This is a genomic window from Leucobacter sp. (genome assembly GCF_053528595.1).
This window is the reverse complement of sequence record NZ_JAIVPF010000056.1, coordinates 21,337-36,163: the sequence shown is the minus strand read 5'-3', so window position 1 is coordinate 36,163 and position 14,827 is coordinate 21,337. Positions and strand designations below refer to the sequence as shown.

The window sequence follows — 14,827 nt, the reverse complement described above, 5'->3', positions numbered from 1 at the left end:
AGTCCCCGTGAGTCGCCGAGCCAAGGGTAAGGAGCGAGAGGAGATCGTCCTCGAGGCAGCGGGGCGAGCGATCTCGGAGCTGGGCTTCGCGAATGTCCGCATGTCGGACGTCGCCGAGCGCGCCAACATGACGACGGGGCACGTCACGTACTACTTCCCGTCGAAGACGGATCTCCTGCTCCTCGCCATTCGGCGCAGCGAGGAAACCCTCCTGGAGGAGTCCCGCGCGGAGATGATCGGGATCGACGACCCCGTCGAGCGCCTGCACTGGCTGATCAGCCGCGCGGTCGCGGACGAGGTTCAGGACAGCGGTTGGAACCTCTGGCTCCAGGTCTGGGCGTACGGCATGTCGGACGAGGACGTCGCTCGCGAGCACCGCCAGATCGACCAGCGCTGGTTCGAGCTCCTCCAGGAGGTCATCGAATACGGCTGCGAGCGCGGTGCCTTCCGCACGAGCGCTCCGAGCGATGTCGCGGAGAGCATCTCGGCATTGATCGACGGGCTGTCGATCCAGTTGACCGTCGGATCGGATCGTGTCGATCGTCCGAGGATCATGCGCCTGATCGACGCGACGGTCGCCGATCTGCTCGGAATCGAGAGTGCGACGATGCCCCGCTGAACGCGTTCCGAGGGCGCTTGACTTTTATTTGGATTTCATCCAATATGAGTGGACACACCATATTGGAGGAAACCCATGGCAATGATGCCTGTGAACCCGACCGCCGCCGGATACCGGATGCCCGCCGAGTGGACGCCGCACTCGGCGACCATCATGCAGTGGCCTTCGCGGGCCGAACTGTGGGGCGATCGCATCGAGCGCGCACGAGCGGAGTACAGCGATGTCGCGAACGCGGTCTCCGCATTCGAGCCGGTCCTCATGGTCTGCGAGCCGGACGCCGAGGAGGACGTCCGCCGTCGCTGCTCCGCCGCCGTCACCTCTTTGCCGTTCGGCACGGACGACTCCTGGGCGCGCGACAGCGGGCCCATCTTCGTGAAGAACGGCAGCGGCGATCTCGCCGTGGTCAAGTTCGGCTTCAACGCCTGGGGCAACCGCTATCACCCGCACGATCTCGATGCGCTCGTGCCGAACCGCATCGCCGAGTACCTGGGGCTGCCGCTGTTCTCGGCGCCGATGGTGCTCGAAGGAGGCTCCTTCTTCGTGGACGGGGAGGGCACCCTCATCACGACCGAGCAGTGCCTGCTGAATCCCAATCGCAATCCCCACCTCAGCCGGGACCGGATCGAGGGGATACTCCGGGACTACCTCGGAGTGGAGCGGGTGATCTGGATGCCGTACGGGCACAGCACGGACACCGGTCCGCACGGCACCGACGGCCACGTCGACGGCGTCGCGCAGTACGTCGCTCCCGGCCGCGTCATGCTCGAGCTCCCCCGGTCCCCCGAGTCGGCGGAGTTCGATCGCGCACGCGCGAATCTGGCCGCGCTGACCGCCGCGCCGGACGCCCGGGGGCGCACCATCGAGATCGAGGCCTTCGACCCGCCGCTCGACGCGACCGTCTCCTACGCGAATCACTACCTGGTCAACGGCGGCGTGATCGTTCCCACGGACCATGGCCCGGGTGCGGCCGACTCGCTCGCGCGGCTGCGGGAGATCTATCCGGAGCGCGAGGTCGTCGGGGTGGGCGCGGCCACGATCGCCACGGGCGGCGGCGGCCCCCACTGCATCACCCAGCAGATCCCGGCCGAGGGAGTCGAGGCGTGATCTCGGCACCCCGGTGGGTCGCCCCCGCGGAGACGGCCCCCCACGAGCGGCTCTGGATGGCCTTCCCCGCCGAAGGCGCAACCGATCGCGCCGTCGCCGCCTGGAGCGCGGTCGCGAACGCCGCGGTCGGGTTCGAGCCCGTCACCATGCTGGTGTCGGAGGGACAGCGGGGAGCCGCCCGCCGGTCGTTGAGCGGCGACATCGACCTGGTGACCGTCCCCCACGACGACGCGTGGTTGCGCGACTCGGGCCCGACGTTCGTGCTCGACGCCGCGGGAGGCCTGGGAGCGGTCGACTGGATCTTCAACGGCTGGGGCGCGCGGTCCTGGGCGACGTGGGATCTCGACGCCGAGATCGCCTCGTTCGTCGCCGAGCAGGCCGGCGCGACCGCGGTGACCTCGCCGCTCGTGAACGAGGGCGGCGGCATACTGGTCGACGGACTCGGAACGGTGATCGTCACTGAGACCGTCCAGCGCGACCCGTTCCGGAACCCGTATGCCGATCGCAAGCGGGTCGAGGCGGAGCTGCGGCGCACCGTCGGCGCCGAACACGTCATCTGGCTGCCGCGCGGGCTCACCGCCGACTACGTCGGGTACGGAACCCGCGGTCACGTGGACATGGTCGCGGCCATCCCCGCCCCGGGCACCCTCCTGCTGCATCGGCAGACGGACCCGTCCCATCCGGACTTCGAGGTGAGCCGGCTGCTCGAGCGGGTCCTGAGTGCCGAGACCGATGCCAGAGGGGCGTCCTGGGACATCCGGCCCCTGCCCGCTCCCGAGCGCCTCACCGACGGCGACGGGTGGGTCGACTGGAACTACGCCAACCACGCGGTCGTCAACGGCGGGGTCATCTCGTGCGCGTTCGACGATCCGGCGGACGCCGCCGCCCTGGAGATCCTGCGGGACGCGTACCCGGACCGCGAGGTTCTGGCCGTCGACGCCCGAGCCATCTTCGAGCACGGCGGAGGGATCCACTGCATCACCCAGCAGCAGCCGGCCGCGGGAGCGATGGCGGCATGAGCGCGGTCGATCTCGTCGAAGCGGGCATCGCCGATCTGCGGGCGGCGCTCGAGGACGGTCGCGCGACGAGCCTCGAGCTGGTCCGAGGCTTCCTCGAGCGCATCCGCCGGCACGACGCCTCGGGCCTGCGCCTCAACTCGGTCGTCGTGCAGAACCCCGAGGCCGAGGCCGAGGCGGCGGCCTCGGACGCGCGGCGCCTCGCCGGCCGGGCGCTGGGCCCGCTCGACGGCATTCCGTACACCGCGAAGGACAGCTACATGGTCCGCGGACTGACCGTCGCAGCGGGCAGCCCGGCGTTCGAGCACCTCACCGCGCAGCGCGACGCCTTCACGATCGAGCGGCTGCGCGGAGCCGGCGCGATCTGCATCGGACTGACGAACATGCCGCCGATGGCGAACGGCGGCATGCAGCGGGGCGTCTACGGTCGCGCGGAGAGTCCGTACAACGCCGACTACCTCACCTCCGCCTACGGTTCCGGCTCGTCCAACGGGTCGGGCACCGCCACGGCGCCGGCTTCGCGGCGTTCGGGCTGGGGGAGGAGACCTGGTCGAGCGGCCGGGCGCCCGCGTCGAACAACGGTCTGTACGCATACACGCCCTCGCGCGGAGTCATCTCCGTCAGGAGCAACTGGCCGCTCGTTCCCACGATGGACGTCATCGTGCCGCACACGCGTTCCATGGCGGATCTCCTCGAGGTGCTCGATGTGATCGTCGCCGATGATCCCGAGAGGCGCGGCGACTTCTGGCGTGTGCAGCCCTGGGTGCCGCTCCCCGCATCGTCCGACGTGCGGCCCGGCTCCTACCCGTCGCTCCACGTCCCCCGAAGCGGCGCGGGCGATGTGCTCGCCGACCGGAGAATCGGCGTGCCGCGGATGTACATCAACGCCGATCCGGCTGCCGGAACGGCCGCGGATCCCGGCATCGGCGGCCCGACCGGCCGGCGGATCGTCACTCGCGGCTCCATACTCGAATGCTGGGAAGCGGCGCGCGCCGACCTCGAACGCGCGGGCGCGACAGTCGTGGAGGTCGATTTCCCCGCGGTGTCCAACTACGAGGGCGACCGCCCGGGGGCGCCGAAGATCTCCACCCGCGGCCTCGTGCCGCCGGAGGCGCTCCGCAGCGAGCTCCTCGACCTCTCGGCCTGGGCGTGGGACGACTTCCTGCGAGCGAACGGCGATCCCTCGTTGCCCGGTCTCGCCGCCGTGGACGGTCGCCGCATCTGGCCGAAGGCGCCCGGCGAGCTGCCCGATCGGTACGACGGATTCGACGGCGACGTCGGGGCGTATCCCGACCATGTGCGCACGCACCCCGTCTCGTCGATGACGCGCATCCCTCACATCGAGGCCCTCGTGCGAGGCCTCGACGAGACGGGGCGGCTCGACGTCGACACCTGGATGGACGACGAAGGCCTCGACGCCGTCGTCTTCCCCGCGGTCGCGGACATCGGAGCGGCCGACATGGACGTGAACCCCGCGTCGGCGGACCTCGGCTGGCGCAACGGCGTGTGGGTGGCCAACGGCAACCTCGCGATCCGCCACCTCGGCGTTCCGACGGCGACGGTGCCCATGGGGCTCATGCGCGACACCCGGATGCCGGTCGGGCTCACCTTCGCGGGTCGTCGCGGAGACGACGTCGCGGTGCTGCGCATCGCGGGCGCCTTCGACGCGATCCGGCCGCGCTCGGTCACCGGCTCGTTGCGGAGTCCGCTCGTCTGACGCCCGGGCGCAGCTCGCCGGCCTCGATCCGCACGGGGAGCCGGTTCTCCGGCGGCGGGAACGGGCAGGTGGCGCTCGCCGAGTACGCGCAGGGCGGGTTGGTGGTGCGGTTGAAGTCGATCTCCACGGTCTCGTCGTCGATGCGGGTGACGCCGACGAACCGGGCGGCGGGGAAGGTGAGATCCTCTCCGGTGAGGTCGGCGAAGAGGGCCCGCAGCGGCGAGCCGTCGTGCTCGCCGAAGAGCGTGAGCCGCACCGTCCGCCGGCCGACCTCGAACTCCGCCGTGCCGGGGGAGTCGTAGTGCTGCTTCGCCGTCGGACCCGCCGCCGAATCCACCTCGACGGCCTCCCGGTGCGCGGGCGCGAAGCGCGCCCGGACGAGCCAGCGGGGCGACGGGGGAAAGGTCTCGGTGCCCGCGTAGCCCTGGCGGTCCGGCGATTCGGGATCGCGGGGCCGGAGCACGATGCCGCCGCTCCGCGCCGCCAGCTCGAGACGCCTCTCGCCCCACTCGAGTACGAACGACTCGATGCCGCTGAGCGGCTCGAAGCGGACGGTGCCGGTCAGGGGAGCGCCGTCCCGCGTCACGCCCGCCTCGTCGGGGATCTCGGCCGTGACGACCCCGGTGCGGAGATCGACCCACCAGGTGCCGGGTGCGCCCGCGTAATGCCGGGGCGAGTCGGTGAGCCAGTGGAGGGCGGTGACGCTGAGCGGTCCGTGCGGTGCGGTGCGGCCGGCCTCCACCTGCGCGTGCCAGGCATCGTGCGCGGCGCTGAAGGTTTCGGGGTCGAGTGCGGCGGGCGGATGCGGCATGGCTTCTCCTCGGGGTGTCGAACGGCGGTACGCCCGACGATAACCGGGGTCGCCGCGTCGCCATTCCGCAGATGTCCTCGTGTTGCAGCCCTGCGGGCCGGGCTGCCGAGCGGGCGGGCTCGGTGCGCCCGCCTAGTTCCTCGACTCGATGAAGTACTGCGGCATCTGGTCGGTGCTCCAGACGAACGCGTCCAGGGTGCGATCGGTTCCGTGGACGAGGGTGGCGGGGCGCGGCTCGTTCGTGACGCTGCGCAGCCGGAAGGCAGGCGTGCGCATCCGCTCCCGAGGCGCGTCTGCGGTGATCCTCATGAAGCTGAAGGTCTCGCCCTGATACGCGGCCGCGCCGTACTCCCGGATCGCGATATCGGCCGGGATCTCGCCGAACGCGGCGAGATCCACCGCCTGCCCGTAGAGATAGAAGCGGTCGAGATCCGGTGCCAGCAGCAGTCGGAACGCCCGGCCCCCCTCGAACGGCATCCATGCTCCCCGCGCGCCCTGCTTCGCGTACATCGGTGCCGGCGGGATCTCTCCCGCGTCCTCGTCGTCGCCGTACAGGAGCAGCAGCTCGACGTGGTCGTCCTTCCGGCGCTGCGCGAGGAGGTGATCCGCCGTCCTGCGCCCGCCTCGGAGCGCGACGACGCGATAGGTCGTGCGAAACGGCAGCGGGACGACACTCGGTGCATGCGGCATGGCAGACACCATACGTACCGGCGGAATCTGCGACGCACCACGCTCCGGAATCCCGGAGAATGACCCCCATTCGGAGCGATCGCTTGCGCGGAGGCGGATTCCTGCCCTATAAGGAGTAGTCGCAGAATCTCGATTCTCCCTCGGTCGCCCGGTGCAACGGGTTGCACGGGATGATGGCGGATCCGGCCGTTGTGCTACGTTCTGCGAGGGAGTGATCGGAGACGACGATGACGCAGCGGTTGCCGAGACGATTTCGCGCAGCGATCGTGGAGGATCACCTGCTGCAGCGAGCCCGGACCGAGGAACTGCTGAAGCGCGCCGGTGCCTGCAGGATCGTGTTCAGCGGTGCGTCGGCGCCCGAGTTCCTCGACTGGGCGAGGAGCGTGCCGCGCGAGGAGCGACCGCATCTGCTGGTGCTGGACCTGATGGTGGATCGCGAGCCGAGTGTGAGCGCGGCGGCCGTCGAGGCGATGGTCCGGGGAGGACTCCTGGTCCTCGTGCTCTCGGCCCTCGCGTCCCCGCCGCTCGTGCGGAGCGTCATTCAGGCCGGCGTCGCGGGCGTCGTCGGGAAACGGGATGGCGAGGCGGACATCCTCGCCGCGGTGCAGGCGGTGCTCCGAGGTGAGCAGTGGGTGACCGCGGAACTCGCGTCCGTCATCGCGGGGGACCCGGAACGGCCCGGCCTGAGCATGCAGGAGGAGCGCGCACTGGTGCTCTACGCCTCCGGACTCACCATCGAGGAGGTGGGCGCGTCGATGAGCATCAGCCGCGAGACCGCGAAGCAGTACCTCGATCGCGTCAAGAAGAAGTACGCGGCCATCGGCGTCGTGGTCCGGTCGAAGCTCGACTACGGACGGGTGGCCTGGGCCGACGGATATCTCGACCCGTCGCTGCCGCGCGGGTCCTATAGCCCGAACAACCCCCATTCGGCAAGCGATCGAGGCGTTTGACCTCAGATAAGAGGTCAAAGTCGGCTCCGATCTCGTGTGCGCGAGCCGGGCCGCTTAGCCTGAAGTTCCTGGACATCGGTCGCACGGCTGGAACCCCCCTTCTCGGCACCTCGACCGTATCCCGTCCAGGATCGCTCCGAAGGAGCGACCGAGTCCGCTGAATGAGCCATCTCCTCCCCGAGTAGTGCTGCCGGCGGGTCTCGTGACCGGCCCATGTTCCGCAGTTCCCGCCCCCCCTACTCCCTGGGACGCGGGGCATGAGGCCGGTCTTATTCTTCCTCTCTTCCCGAACGATGTGCGGCGGGTGAGACGCGTGCGACGGCCCGCATCGGATCTTCAGCCCTCCGGGTCTGCTCCGCCGCGGAGGAGCGCGTTCGTGCGCGGCGCGCGCGGTGGTGCGGTGGCGCGGTGGCGGCGCGATGCGGTGGCGCGGCGCATGCAAGAGCGCCCGCCCTCCCACCGAGGAGGACAGGCGCTCTCCACGCGAGTCTCCGCACCACCATGAATGCGGCGGCTACTCGCGTACCTCGCGGTGCTCCCGAGCGCGGCTTGCGCCAAGGATACCCACTCCGTGCAGGAGCACCACCAGGTTCTTCGCGGCCTCCGTGTGAGGACGCGCTTCTGCGAGCCTATGCACTGCGCGGCCGAAACGGGGCGCGATCACGGGAAATGACCCACGCATGGGGGACACGCGGGGAACCGGGTTTGCGAAGAAGGCCCCCGGGGCCTTCTTTCGGCTGCGCGGGGCCTCCCATCTGCCGCAGTTCGGATCCAGGCCGCGGAAGACCGTGAGCAGTTGGCCTTCCCGGGGTTTTCCCCGAGTTCAGCAGGTCTCAGAGGCTGGCACCCATTGCGCATCGCTCACTCGCCTGACCTCGAACGGTGTTCCCCAGGTCAGTGCGGGCCTCCGGAGCCAGGTGGTGATATCGGGGCCCCAGCCGGCGATGAGCGTTCGGGCGCCGGAAGGGGTCTCCAGCGGCGAGCACGAGAGCTGCAGGTAGCCGTTCACGGTGAGGTGCACCCCGTCGAAGCTCGATGAAAGCGCGGCCCAATCCGGCATCTCCCATCGAGTGTCCGGTTCCCATCTCCCCCAGGTGCGGCGTCGTGTTCTCGTGACATCGACCGGAGCCAGCGCAAGAAGCGCAAGCCAGTCTTCGGGGGAGTCGATCTCGTAGATCTCGAGGGGTCGCTCCGCCCCGGTCGCCGATAGCAGGGAAGCGCGTTCGGCCGCGTTGTCGTCTTCGTTCCCCAACAGTCCCGTAGCGGGGAGGCCGGGTTGGGCGCCGCTGGTCTGCGTGATGTCCATTCCGGTCGGATCCGTCCACCACGTCCCGAATCCCGTTCCTTCTCGGACATCGTTCATGAAGCTCACGAGGCTCTGCTGCGGGTCGTGGGGGCTGACGGCAGCGGGTCTCAGCTCTCCATCTGGAGATGGTTTCGAGACCACACTCTGGTGCCTCGGATCGAAGGGAGCGCTCCACGCGGCAGAGATCCCCTGGTCGGACAATGCTGCTTTGACGATTTCGATCTCCTGGGCAGTCGCCACCTGTTCGACATCTTCTTCGGATGAGAAGAAATAGACCTGCGACTCCATGGCCTGGAAAATGGCATGCCATGCGGCGAGCGCCGAGAAGGAACCCGAGAAGAGGCCTGCGTCCTCCTCGTCCGTGGCCTCGTCTGGGAGGAGGATCATCGCGAGCCGCTCCCATGGTGTCGGGTAGTGCGGGGCGGGGCGGGGCGATCGGGTGCTGAACCGAGACATCGATACTCCCGCAGGCTCGTTGCAACACGTCGATCGGCCATCGCAGAAGCCCCGTCCGGGAAGAGTCGGAACGCATCGCGCGAACGGCATCTACGACAGAACCCCTGCGGTTGCAGGGGTTCTGTGTGACTCTGGTAGCTGAGGCGGGGCTCGATCCCGCGACCTCACGATTATGAGTCGTGCGCTCTAACCAGCTGAGCTACTCAGCCAAACTTCCGGTAGAACCGGCAGAGTCAGAGCCCCGAGCCAGGATTGAACTGGCGACCCCTTCCTTACCATGGAAGTGCTCTACCACTGAGCTATCGGGGCGCGGTCACCCTGCGGTGACAACCGTTAGAGAATAGCACTTTTTGCAGGGCGATGCGAAATCCGCAGGCGCCGGGCATGTCCGATGCTGGGCCTAAGCTAGGAGGGGCCGAGAAGAGGAGTGCGAGTGAGCCGGATCGTGGCGATCGTCGGGGTGGTTTTGGCGCTGTGGATGTCCGTGGGCCGCTGGCCGTTCGGCATCGGGGGATCGCTGACGTGGTGGTATCTCCCCACCATCGGGCTGCTCTTCGCCTGGCTGCAGATCTGGCTGGCGCGGCGGCTGCGGGTGACCCGGGATCGCGGGCGCCGCACGAGTCGCAGCACGATCGTCACCCTGATCCTGGCCTGGCTGTGCGCGATCGCCTTCGGTCTCACCGTGCCGGATCTCACTGCAGACGGCCTCGTCTCGATCCTCGGCCTCGTCTCGGGATCGGCGTTCTCGGTCGAGATGTCGATCGCGCTGTGCAACCCGTTCGGCATCGTCGCGTTCGCCCTGGCGATCGCCTCGCTCGGCTTCGCCTACGCCGACGCGCGCGATCCCAAGCCCGAGGAGGACGAGTACCCGGGCGAGACGGAGATGGCCCCGCACCCGCTGGCTTAGGCCGTCCGCCCCGCCGCTCTCCCGCCCCGGCGGCTCCTCCGCCCCGCGGCCTCTCCACTACGCGCGTCAGTAGTTGCTACCTCGCAGGAGGTTTGGCGACAACTACTGACGCGCGTGGACAGGACGGCAGGGGCTGCTCGAAGCTCGGGAGCGGAGTCCGATCAGTGGTCGACGGTACCGTAGAGGCGGTCGCCGGCATCGCCGAGGCCCGGCACGATGTAGGCCTGGTCGTTGAGGCCGTCGTCGATCGCGCCCAGCACGAGCGTCACATTGCGGTCGCCGGCGGCCTCGCGGATCACCTCGACGCCCTCGGGGGTGCCGAGCACGCAGATGGCGGTCACGTCGTCGGCGCCGCGGTCGAAGAGGAATCGGATCGCGGCGGCGAGGGATCCGCCCGTCGCCAGCATGGGATCGAGCACGAAGCACTGGCGTCCGGCGAGCGAGTCGGGCAGGCGCTCGGCGTAGGTGGTGGGCTGCAGGGTCTGCTCGTCGCGCACCATGCCGAGGAAGCCGACCTCGGCCGTGGGCACGAGCTTGACCATGCCCTCCAGCATGCCGAGCCCCGCGCGCAGGATCGGCACGATGAGCGGCAGCGGCTCGCTCAGGCGCACGCCCGTGGTCGGCGCGACGGGGGTGCGGATCTCGTGCGGCTCGACGCGCACGTCGCGGGTCGCCTCGTAGGCCAGCAGCGTCATGATCTCCTCGATGAGCAGCCGGAACGTGGGCTGAGGGGTCTTCGCGTCGCGGAGCACCGTGAGCTTGTGGGTGATGAGGGGATGATCCGCAACGAAGACTCGCATGGGCCTATCCTATTGCCGTGACCCCGATCCCTCCATCGCGCACCGAGCTCGCGGCCATGGGCCGCGCCCTCGAGGAGGCGCGTCGCGCCGCCGCCGAGGGGGAGATCCCGGTGGGCGCGATCGTGCTCGACGCGGACGGCGAGGTGATCGGCTCGGGTCGCAATGCGAGAGAGGCGGATCCGGATCCGACGGCCCACGCCGAGGTGCTCGCGATCCGGGAGGCGGCGCGGCGCTCGGGGGATCGGATGCTCGACGGCTGCACCCTCGTGGTGACGCTCGAGCCCTGCGTCATGTGCGCGGGCGTGATCCTCGCGGCGCGCGTGCCGCGGCTCGTGTTCGGCGCCTGGGACGAGAAGGCCGGCGCCGTCGGCAGCGTCTACGATCTGCTGCGCGACGGACGGCTGCCGCACCCCGTGCCGGAGGTCGTCGCCGGGGTGCGCGCCGAGGAGTGCGCTGCGCTGCTGCGCGAGTTCTTCGAGACGCGCCGGTAGGGCGGTGGATCCTGCGACTGCGCGCAGGATGACCGGCGGACGCGCGCGATGATCCGTGGGTGCGCAGGATGACCGACGGGCGCGCAGCGCGACCGGCAGGCGCGCGCTGGCGGGCGCGAGAGGGGAGCGGCTCCCTCAGTCCTCCGAGAGCATCACGATCGTGCTGGTCGACGGCGTCTTCGCGTTGGGATCGAGGTACACGTCGGGCTCGATGTAGATGGCCTCGATCGCGGGCACAGCCGCCAGCACGCGCCGCTTGGCCTGGTACAGGATCACCGAGACCTCGCGCATGGTGGCGTCGGGATCGATGTCGATCTTCGCCCCCACGAACAGCGCGTCGTCGGCACCCTGGACGTCCAGATCGAGCACACGACGGACGTGCGTGCTCTCCAGCAGCGCTGCTGTGATCTCGGCGGTGTGCTCGTGCTGTTCGCTCATGACTCGATTGCCTCCCGGACGCCGGCTCGTGTGGCCTGTTCTGCCACATTCTACGCGGCGCACTTCTAGACTGGCGGCATGAACGAGACGAAGCACCTGCCCGAGAGCGACGCGCTGCCCCGGACCGCCATGATCGGCGTGGGATCGATGGGGGGCGCGATCCTCGCGGGCCTGCGCGCGCCCGGCGTGCGCATCGAGGGTCCCATCGCGGTGACCACGCGCTCCGTCGCGAGCGCCGAGCAGTTCTCGGGCGCCGAGGACGTGCTCGCCTTCGCCTCGGAGAGCGATCCGGAGGCGAACCGCCACGCCGTGCGCGGGGCCCGGCTGGTGATCCTCGGCGTGAAGCCCTGGATGATCGCCGATGTGGTGCGCGAGATCGCCGACGACCTCGAACCCGGTGCGATCGTTGTGAGCGTGGCGGCCGGCGTACCGAGTTCGGCCATCGAGCAGCTGCTCCCCGAGGGTGTCTCGGTGGTGCGGGCGATGCCGAACACGCCGTCGCACATCGGGCGCGGGGCGACCGGCGTGGCCCCCGGCGCCTCGGCCGGCCCCGAGGCGGTCGACACGGTGCGCCGGCTGTTCGAGACGGTGGGGATCGTGCTCGTGGTGCGCGAGGACCAGATCAACGACGTCGCCGCGGTGTCCGGATCGGGTCCCGCCTACCTCTTCCTCTACGCGGAGGAGATGACGGGGGCCGCCCGGCGCCTGGGCTTCGACGAGGATCAGGCGCGGCTGCTCGTGCAGCAGACGATCGCGGGCGCGGCCGAGCTCATGCAGGCGAGCGGCGAGGACCCCGCCCAGCTGCGCCGCAACGTGACGAGCCCGAAGGGCACCACCGAGCAGGCCATCGCGGTGCTGCAGGGCGCCGGCTGGGGCGAGCTGTTCGATCGCGCGCTCGCCGCGAACGTGCGCCGCTCGGAGGAACTGGAGCGCGGGGAGTAAGGACGCGCCCCTGCCCTGAGCTCGTCGAAGGGACGCCGGGTTCCCCTCGACGGGCTCGGGGAAACGCGCGTGCCCGGATCAGACGTGCGCGAGCCGGTGCTCGCGCGGCGTGCGGCCGTAGGTCGACTTGAAGAGCTTGCTGAAGTGGCTGAGGTCGACGAAGCCGCCGGCCTGGGCGATCTGCAGCACGGTGCGCTCCTGCAGCGCCGAGTCCTCGAGATCCATGCGGCAGCGCTCGAGGCGTCGGGACCGGATGTAGCCCGACACGGTGAGGCCCTCCTCCTGGAAGAGGTATTGCAGCTGACGGGTCGAGACGAAGTGCGCCTTCGCGATCGCGTCGGTGTTGAGGTCGGGGTCGGAGAGGTGCGAATCGATGTACATGCGCACCGACTCGAACGCCACTCCGTGCTCGTCGTTCGGCGACGTCGCGTGGATCTCGGCGGAGAGCAGTGCGGTGATCAGCTCGAAGGCGCTGTGCATGATGCGCGAGCCGCCCACCCCCTCGAGCTGGTCGAGGTTCTCGGCCATGTGCTGCATGAACGGGCAGATCACCCGTCCGATCCCGGAGTCTCCGGCGAGACGCGTCGCGGTGACCGTGTGCACCATGCTGGCGGAGAGCCCCAGCATGGAGTGCGGGAAGAGCATGACGAGCGAGCGCATGGGGCCGCCGTACTCGAGCGTGTAGGGGCGGGAGGTGTCGTAGATCGCGGCGTCGCCGGGGCACAGGTGCGCGCTGCGCCCGTCCTGCAGCACCAGGCCCGCACCCTCGAGCTGCATGCTCAGCTTGAGGTGGTCGTTCTTGTCCCGGCGGATGGCGTTCGAGAGCCGGTGCACGCTGTGCGACGATGCGGCGATGTCGGTGATGCAGATGCCGCCGATGGTGCGACTGCGGAGCGTGCCCGTGAAGGTGTCGGGCGAACCGGTCGACAGCGCGAGCGGCACGAAGCGGTTGCCGACCAGGCGCACCCACTCGTCGAACCCGACCGACTCGTGGGACTCCATCGAATACTGGCGATCGTGCACCGACATCGGCCTGCCTCCCTGCCTGTTGAACATCGTCGTCCGCCCTTAACAATACGGACATCGGCCCGACTCCTCCACCTGGTAATGGGGACCGCGAGCGACGCCTGCGCGAACTGCCATCGCACCTGCGGCGATGAACAAGTGGGCCGGCCGGAGGCTCGGGCACACTGAAGTGCATGCGCGGCGAGGCCGCCGCGTCGGGGAATCTTCAAAGGAGTGGATCGTGATCCAAGACGAGCTGTACGACGTGGGCCTGGGCCAGCGCCGCACGATGTTCGGGCCGCAGGGAGCGGAAGGCCAGGTGGAGCACACCTCGGACCTCAACGACAAGCTGCAGGACTTCGTCACCCGCTACTGCTTCGGCGACATCTGGCAGCGCGAGGGGCTCTCCTACGCGGAACGCAGCCGGATCACCTTCGCGATGCTCATCGCGCAGGGCAAGTCGCACGAGCTCCGGATCCACGCCCGAGGCGCGCTCGCGAACGGCGTCACCCCGCTGGAGCTGCGCGAGGTGGTCGTCCACTCGATCCTGTACTGCGGCATCCCCGCAGCGGTCGAGGGGCTGCGAGCGGTCGAGGAGATCCTCGAGGAGCAGGGCGTCTCGCTGGATCTCGACGGCGAGTCGGCGCGGGCGCAGCGGGTCCCGCAGGGAAGGGAGTGACGATATGAACGAGCGGATCACACGGGTCGGCTTCATCGGCCTGGGCACCATGGGGGATCCCATGTCGAGCAACATCGCGGCATCGGGGGCATTCGACCTGGCCCTGTTCGACGTGGATCACGAGCGCGCGCGGATCCTCGCCGAGCGGATCGGAGCCGCCGCGGTGGAGAGCATCGCGGACCTCGGGGACCGGGAGGTGATCGTGATGATGCTGCCGACGAGCGCGATCGTCCGCCGGGCGCTCCTCGACGACGAGGGCAGCCCGCGGATCCCCGCGCGTCCCGGCACCGTCTTCGTCGACATGAGCTCCTCCGATCCGACGGAGACCGTGGAGACGGGTGAGGCGCTGAGCGCGGCGGGGTACCGCATGGTCGACGCCCCGGTCTCGGGGGCCCGTGAGCGTGCGGTGCAGGGCACCCTGTCGATCATGCTCGGCGCCGACGACGACGCGGCTGCCGAGCGGGCGATCCCCGTCATCGAGGCGATGAGCTCGCGCATCTTCCGCACCGGCAGGCTCGGCACCGGCCACGCGATGAAGGCACTCAACAACTTCGTCGCGGCGGCGGCGTTCACCGCTTCGGCGGAGGCCCTCGTCGCGGGCGGACGCTTCGGCCTCGATCCGGGGGTCATGGTCGAAGTGCTCAACGCCTCGACGGGCCAGAGCTTCGTGACGACCCATGTGCTGCCCGAGCACATCGTCGCGGGGGAGTACTCCAGCGGATTCGCGCTGCCGCTCTTCACGAAGGACGTGCGGATCGCGCAGCGGGTGCAGGAGGCCGCGGGGCACGCGGCTCCCGTCTGCGACGCGGTGGCCGCGACGATGGGCGACGCCCTCGAGGCGCTCGGAGACGTGGACCACACCCGTGCCTTCGAGTACTGGCGAGATCGGTAGGCGG

The 14,827-nt window shown here is 69.7% G+C and carries 15 protein-coding genes, 2 tRNA genes and 1 pseudogene; 10 read left to right on the top strand and 8 right to left on the bottom strand.

Going from position 1 to position 14,827, the window contains the following annotated elements:
* Nucleotides 1-7: 7 nt before the first annotated feature.
* From ACWKZU_RS11575 to ACWKZU_RS11560, 4 genes and pseudogenes are all read left to right on the top strand, one after another.
* Nucleotides 8-619: a TetR/AcrR family transcriptional regulator gene (locus ACWKZU_RS11575; RefSeq protein ID WP_449282477.1), complete on the top strand. Its 612-nt coding sequence runs from the start codon at nucleotides 8-10 to the stop codon at nucleotides 617-619.
* 75 nt (nucleotides 620-694) lie between these two features.
* Nucleotides 695-1,723 (top strand): agmatine deiminase family protein, encoded by a 1,029-nt coding sequence (locus ACWKZU_RS11570; RefSeq protein WP_449282476.1) that lies wholly within the window; start codon nucleotides 695-697, stop codon nucleotides 1,721-1,723.
* Entirely contained in the window at nucleotides 1,720-2,742 is a 1,023-nt protein-coding gene (locus ACWKZU_RS11565) for an agmatine deiminase family protein (RefSeq protein WP_449282475.1), read from the top strand. Before ACWKZU_RS11570 ends, ACWKZU_RS11565 begins: the two co-directional genes overlap by 4 nt.
* Nucleotides 2,739-4,456 (top strand): annotated as a pseudogene (locus tag ACWKZU_RS11560) (amidase). The gene ACWKZU_RS11565 and the pseudogene ACWKZU_RS11560 overlap by 4 nt, the downstream one beginning before the upstream one ends.
* Here the strand turns inward: ACWKZU_RS11560 and ACWKZU_RS11555 are convergent.
* Nucleotides 4,425-5,267: a DUF1684 domain-containing protein gene (locus ACWKZU_RS11555; RefSeq protein WP_449282474.1), complete on the bottom strand. Its 843-nt coding sequence runs from the start codon at nucleotides 5,265-5,267 to the stop codon at nucleotides 4,425-4,427. The pseudogene ACWKZU_RS11560 and the gene ACWKZU_RS11555 sit on opposite strands and share 32 nt — an antisense overlap.
* Nucleotides 5,268-5,399: 132 nt before the next feature.
* Nucleotides 5,400-5,957: a hypothetical protein gene (locus ACWKZU_RS11550; protein ID WP_449282473.1), complete on the bottom strand. Its 558-nt coding sequence runs from the start codon at nucleotides 5,955-5,957 to the stop codon at nucleotides 5,400-5,402.
* Between the two features lie 227 nt (nucleotides 5,958-6,184).
* Between ACWKZU_RS11550 and ACWKZU_RS11545 the strand changes: the two genes are divergently transcribed.
* Entirely contained in the window at nucleotides 6,185-6,907 is a 723-nt protein-coding gene (locus ACWKZU_RS11545; protein ID WP_449282472.1) for a hypothetical protein, read from the top strand.
* 823 nt (nucleotides 6,908-7,730) lie between these two features.
* Here the strand turns inward: ACWKZU_RS11545 and ACWKZU_RS11540 are convergent.
* From ACWKZU_RS11540 to ACWKZU_RS11530, 3 genes are all read right to left on the bottom strand, one after another.
* On the bottom strand, nucleotides 7,731-8,600 hold the full coding sequence (locus tag ACWKZU_RS11540) for a hypothetical protein (protein ID WP_449282471.1): 870 nt from the start codon (nucleotides 8,598-8,600) through the stop codon (nucleotides 7,731-7,733).
* A 201-nt stretch (nucleotides 8,601-8,801) separates the two neighbouring features.
* Nucleotides 8,802-8,878: transfer RNA gene (locus tag ACWKZU_RS11535), tRNA-Met, on the bottom strand.
* 28 nt (nucleotides 8,879-8,906) lie between these two features.
* Nucleotides 8,907-8,978 (bottom strand) — tRNA-Thr (locus tag ACWKZU_RS11530).
* 124 nt (nucleotides 8,979-9,102) lie between these two features.
* On the opposite strand from ACWKZU_RS11530, the gene ACWKZU_RS11525 reads away from it, so the two are divergent.
* Nucleotides 9,103-9,576 (top strand): hypothetical protein, encoded by a 474-nt coding sequence (locus tag ACWKZU_RS11525; protein WP_449282470.1) that lies wholly within the window; start codon nucleotides 9,103-9,105, stop codon nucleotides 9,574-9,576.
* Between the two features lie 161 nt (nucleotides 9,577-9,737).
* On the opposite strand, the gene upp is transcribed toward ACWKZU_RS11525, so the two are convergent.
* The gene (gene upp / locus ACWKZU_RS11520; protein WP_449282469.1) at nucleotides 9,738-10,376 is read right to left on the bottom strand and encodes a uracil phosphoribosyltransferase; all 639 of its coding nucleotides are present in this window, start codon (nucleotides 10,374-10,376) and stop codon (nucleotides 9,738-9,740) included.
* Nucleotides 10,377-10,432: 56 nt separating this feature from the next.
* Between upp and ACWKZU_RS11515 the strand changes: the two genes are divergently transcribed.
* Nucleotides 10,433-10,867: a nucleoside deaminase gene (locus tag ACWKZU_RS11515; RefSeq protein ID WP_449282498.1), complete on the top strand. Its 435-nt coding sequence runs from the start codon at nucleotides 10,433-10,435 to the stop codon at nucleotides 10,865-10,867.
* Nucleotides 10,868-11,002: 135 nt separating this feature from the next.
* Here ACWKZU_RS11515 and ACWKZU_RS11510 read toward each other — a convergent pair whose 3' ends face one another.
* A complete protein-coding gene (locus tag ACWKZU_RS11510) occupies nucleotides 11,003-11,305 on the bottom strand; it encodes a hypothetical protein (protein WP_449282468.1) in 303 nt (100 codons plus the stop codon).
* 78 nt (nucleotides 11,306-11,383) lie between these two features.
* On the opposite strand from ACWKZU_RS11510, the gene proC reads away from it, so the two are divergent.
* Nucleotides 11,384-12,247 carry a pyrroline-5-carboxylate reductase gene (proC, locus tag ACWKZU_RS11505; protein ID WP_449282467.1) on the top strand — a complete coding sequence of 288 codons (864 nt, stop codon included), beginning with the start codon at nucleotides 11,384-11,386 and terminating at the stop codon, nucleotides 12,245-12,247.
* Between the two features lie 78 nt (nucleotides 12,248-12,325).
* Here proC and ACWKZU_RS11500 read toward each other — a convergent pair whose 3' ends face one another.
* Nucleotides 12,326-13,276, bottom strand: a complete 951-nt coding sequence (locus tag ACWKZU_RS11500; RefSeq protein ID WP_449282466.1) for an AraC-like ligand-binding domain-containing protein — start codon at nucleotides 13,274-13,276, stop codon at nucleotides 12,326-12,328.
* Nucleotides 13,277-13,493: 217 nt separating this feature from the next.
* Here ACWKZU_RS11500 and ACWKZU_RS11495 point away from each other — a divergent pair, with 217 nt between their 5' ends.
* Together ACWKZU_RS11495 and ACWKZU_RS11490 are read left to right on the top strand one after the other, a co-directional pair.
* Nucleotides 13,494-13,931, top strand: coding sequence for a carboxymuconolactone decarboxylase family protein (locus ACWKZU_RS11495; RefSeq protein WP_449282465.1), 438 nt, complete (start codon nucleotides 13,494-13,496; stop codon nucleotides 13,929-13,931).
* 4 nt (nucleotides 13,932-13,935) lie between these two features.
* Nucleotides 13,936-14,823, top strand: a complete 888-nt coding sequence (locus ACWKZU_RS11490) for an NAD(P)-dependent oxidoreductase (protein WP_449282464.1) — start codon at nucleotides 13,936-13,938, stop codon at nucleotides 14,821-14,823.
* Nucleotides 14,824-14,827 lie beyond the last annotated feature (4 nt).

Coding starts and splice junctions, on each gene's coding strand:
- ACWKZU_RS11570 (WP_449282476.1), top strand. CDS start 695: ATGGCAATGATGCCTGTGAACCCGACCGCCGCCGGATACCGGATGCCC.
- ACWKZU_RS11555 (WP_449282474.1), bottom strand. CDS start 5,267: ATGCCGCATCCGCCCGCCGCACTCGACCCCGAAACCTTCAGCGCCGCG.
- ACWKZU_RS11550 (WP_449282473.1), bottom strand. CDS start 5,957: ATGCCGCATGCACCGAGTGTCGTCCCGCTGCCGTTTCGCACGACCTAT.
- ACWKZU_RS11545 (WP_449282472.1), top strand. CDS start 6,185: ATGACGCAGCGGTTGCCGAGACGATTTCGCGCAGCGATCGTGGAGGAT.
- ACWKZU_RS11540 (WP_449282471.1), bottom strand. CDS start 8,600: ATGATCCTCCTCCCAGACGAGGCCACGGACGAGGAGGACGCAGGCCTC.
- upp (WP_449282469.1), bottom strand. CDS start 10,376: ATGCGAGTCTTCGTTGCGGATCATCCCCTCATCACCCACAAGCTCACG.
- ACWKZU_RS11515 (WP_449282498.1), top strand. CDS start 10,433: ATGGGCCGCGCCCTCGAGGAGGCGCGTCGCGCCGCCGCCGAGGGGGAG.
- ACWKZU_RS11510 (WP_449282468.1), bottom strand. CDS start 11,305: ATGAGCGAACAGCACGAGCACACCGCCGAGATCACAGCAGCGCTGCTG.
- proC (WP_449282467.1), top strand. CDS start 11,384: ATGAACGAGACGAAGCACCTGCCCGAGAGCGACGCGCTGCCCCGGACC.
- ACWKZU_RS11500 (WP_449282466.1), bottom strand. CDS start 13,276: ATGTCGGTGCACGATCGCCAGTATTCGATGGAGTCCCACGAGTCGGTC.
- ACWKZU_RS11490 (WP_449282464.1), top strand. CDS start 13,936: ATGAACGAGCGGATCACACGGGTCGGCTTCATCGGCCTGGGCACCATG.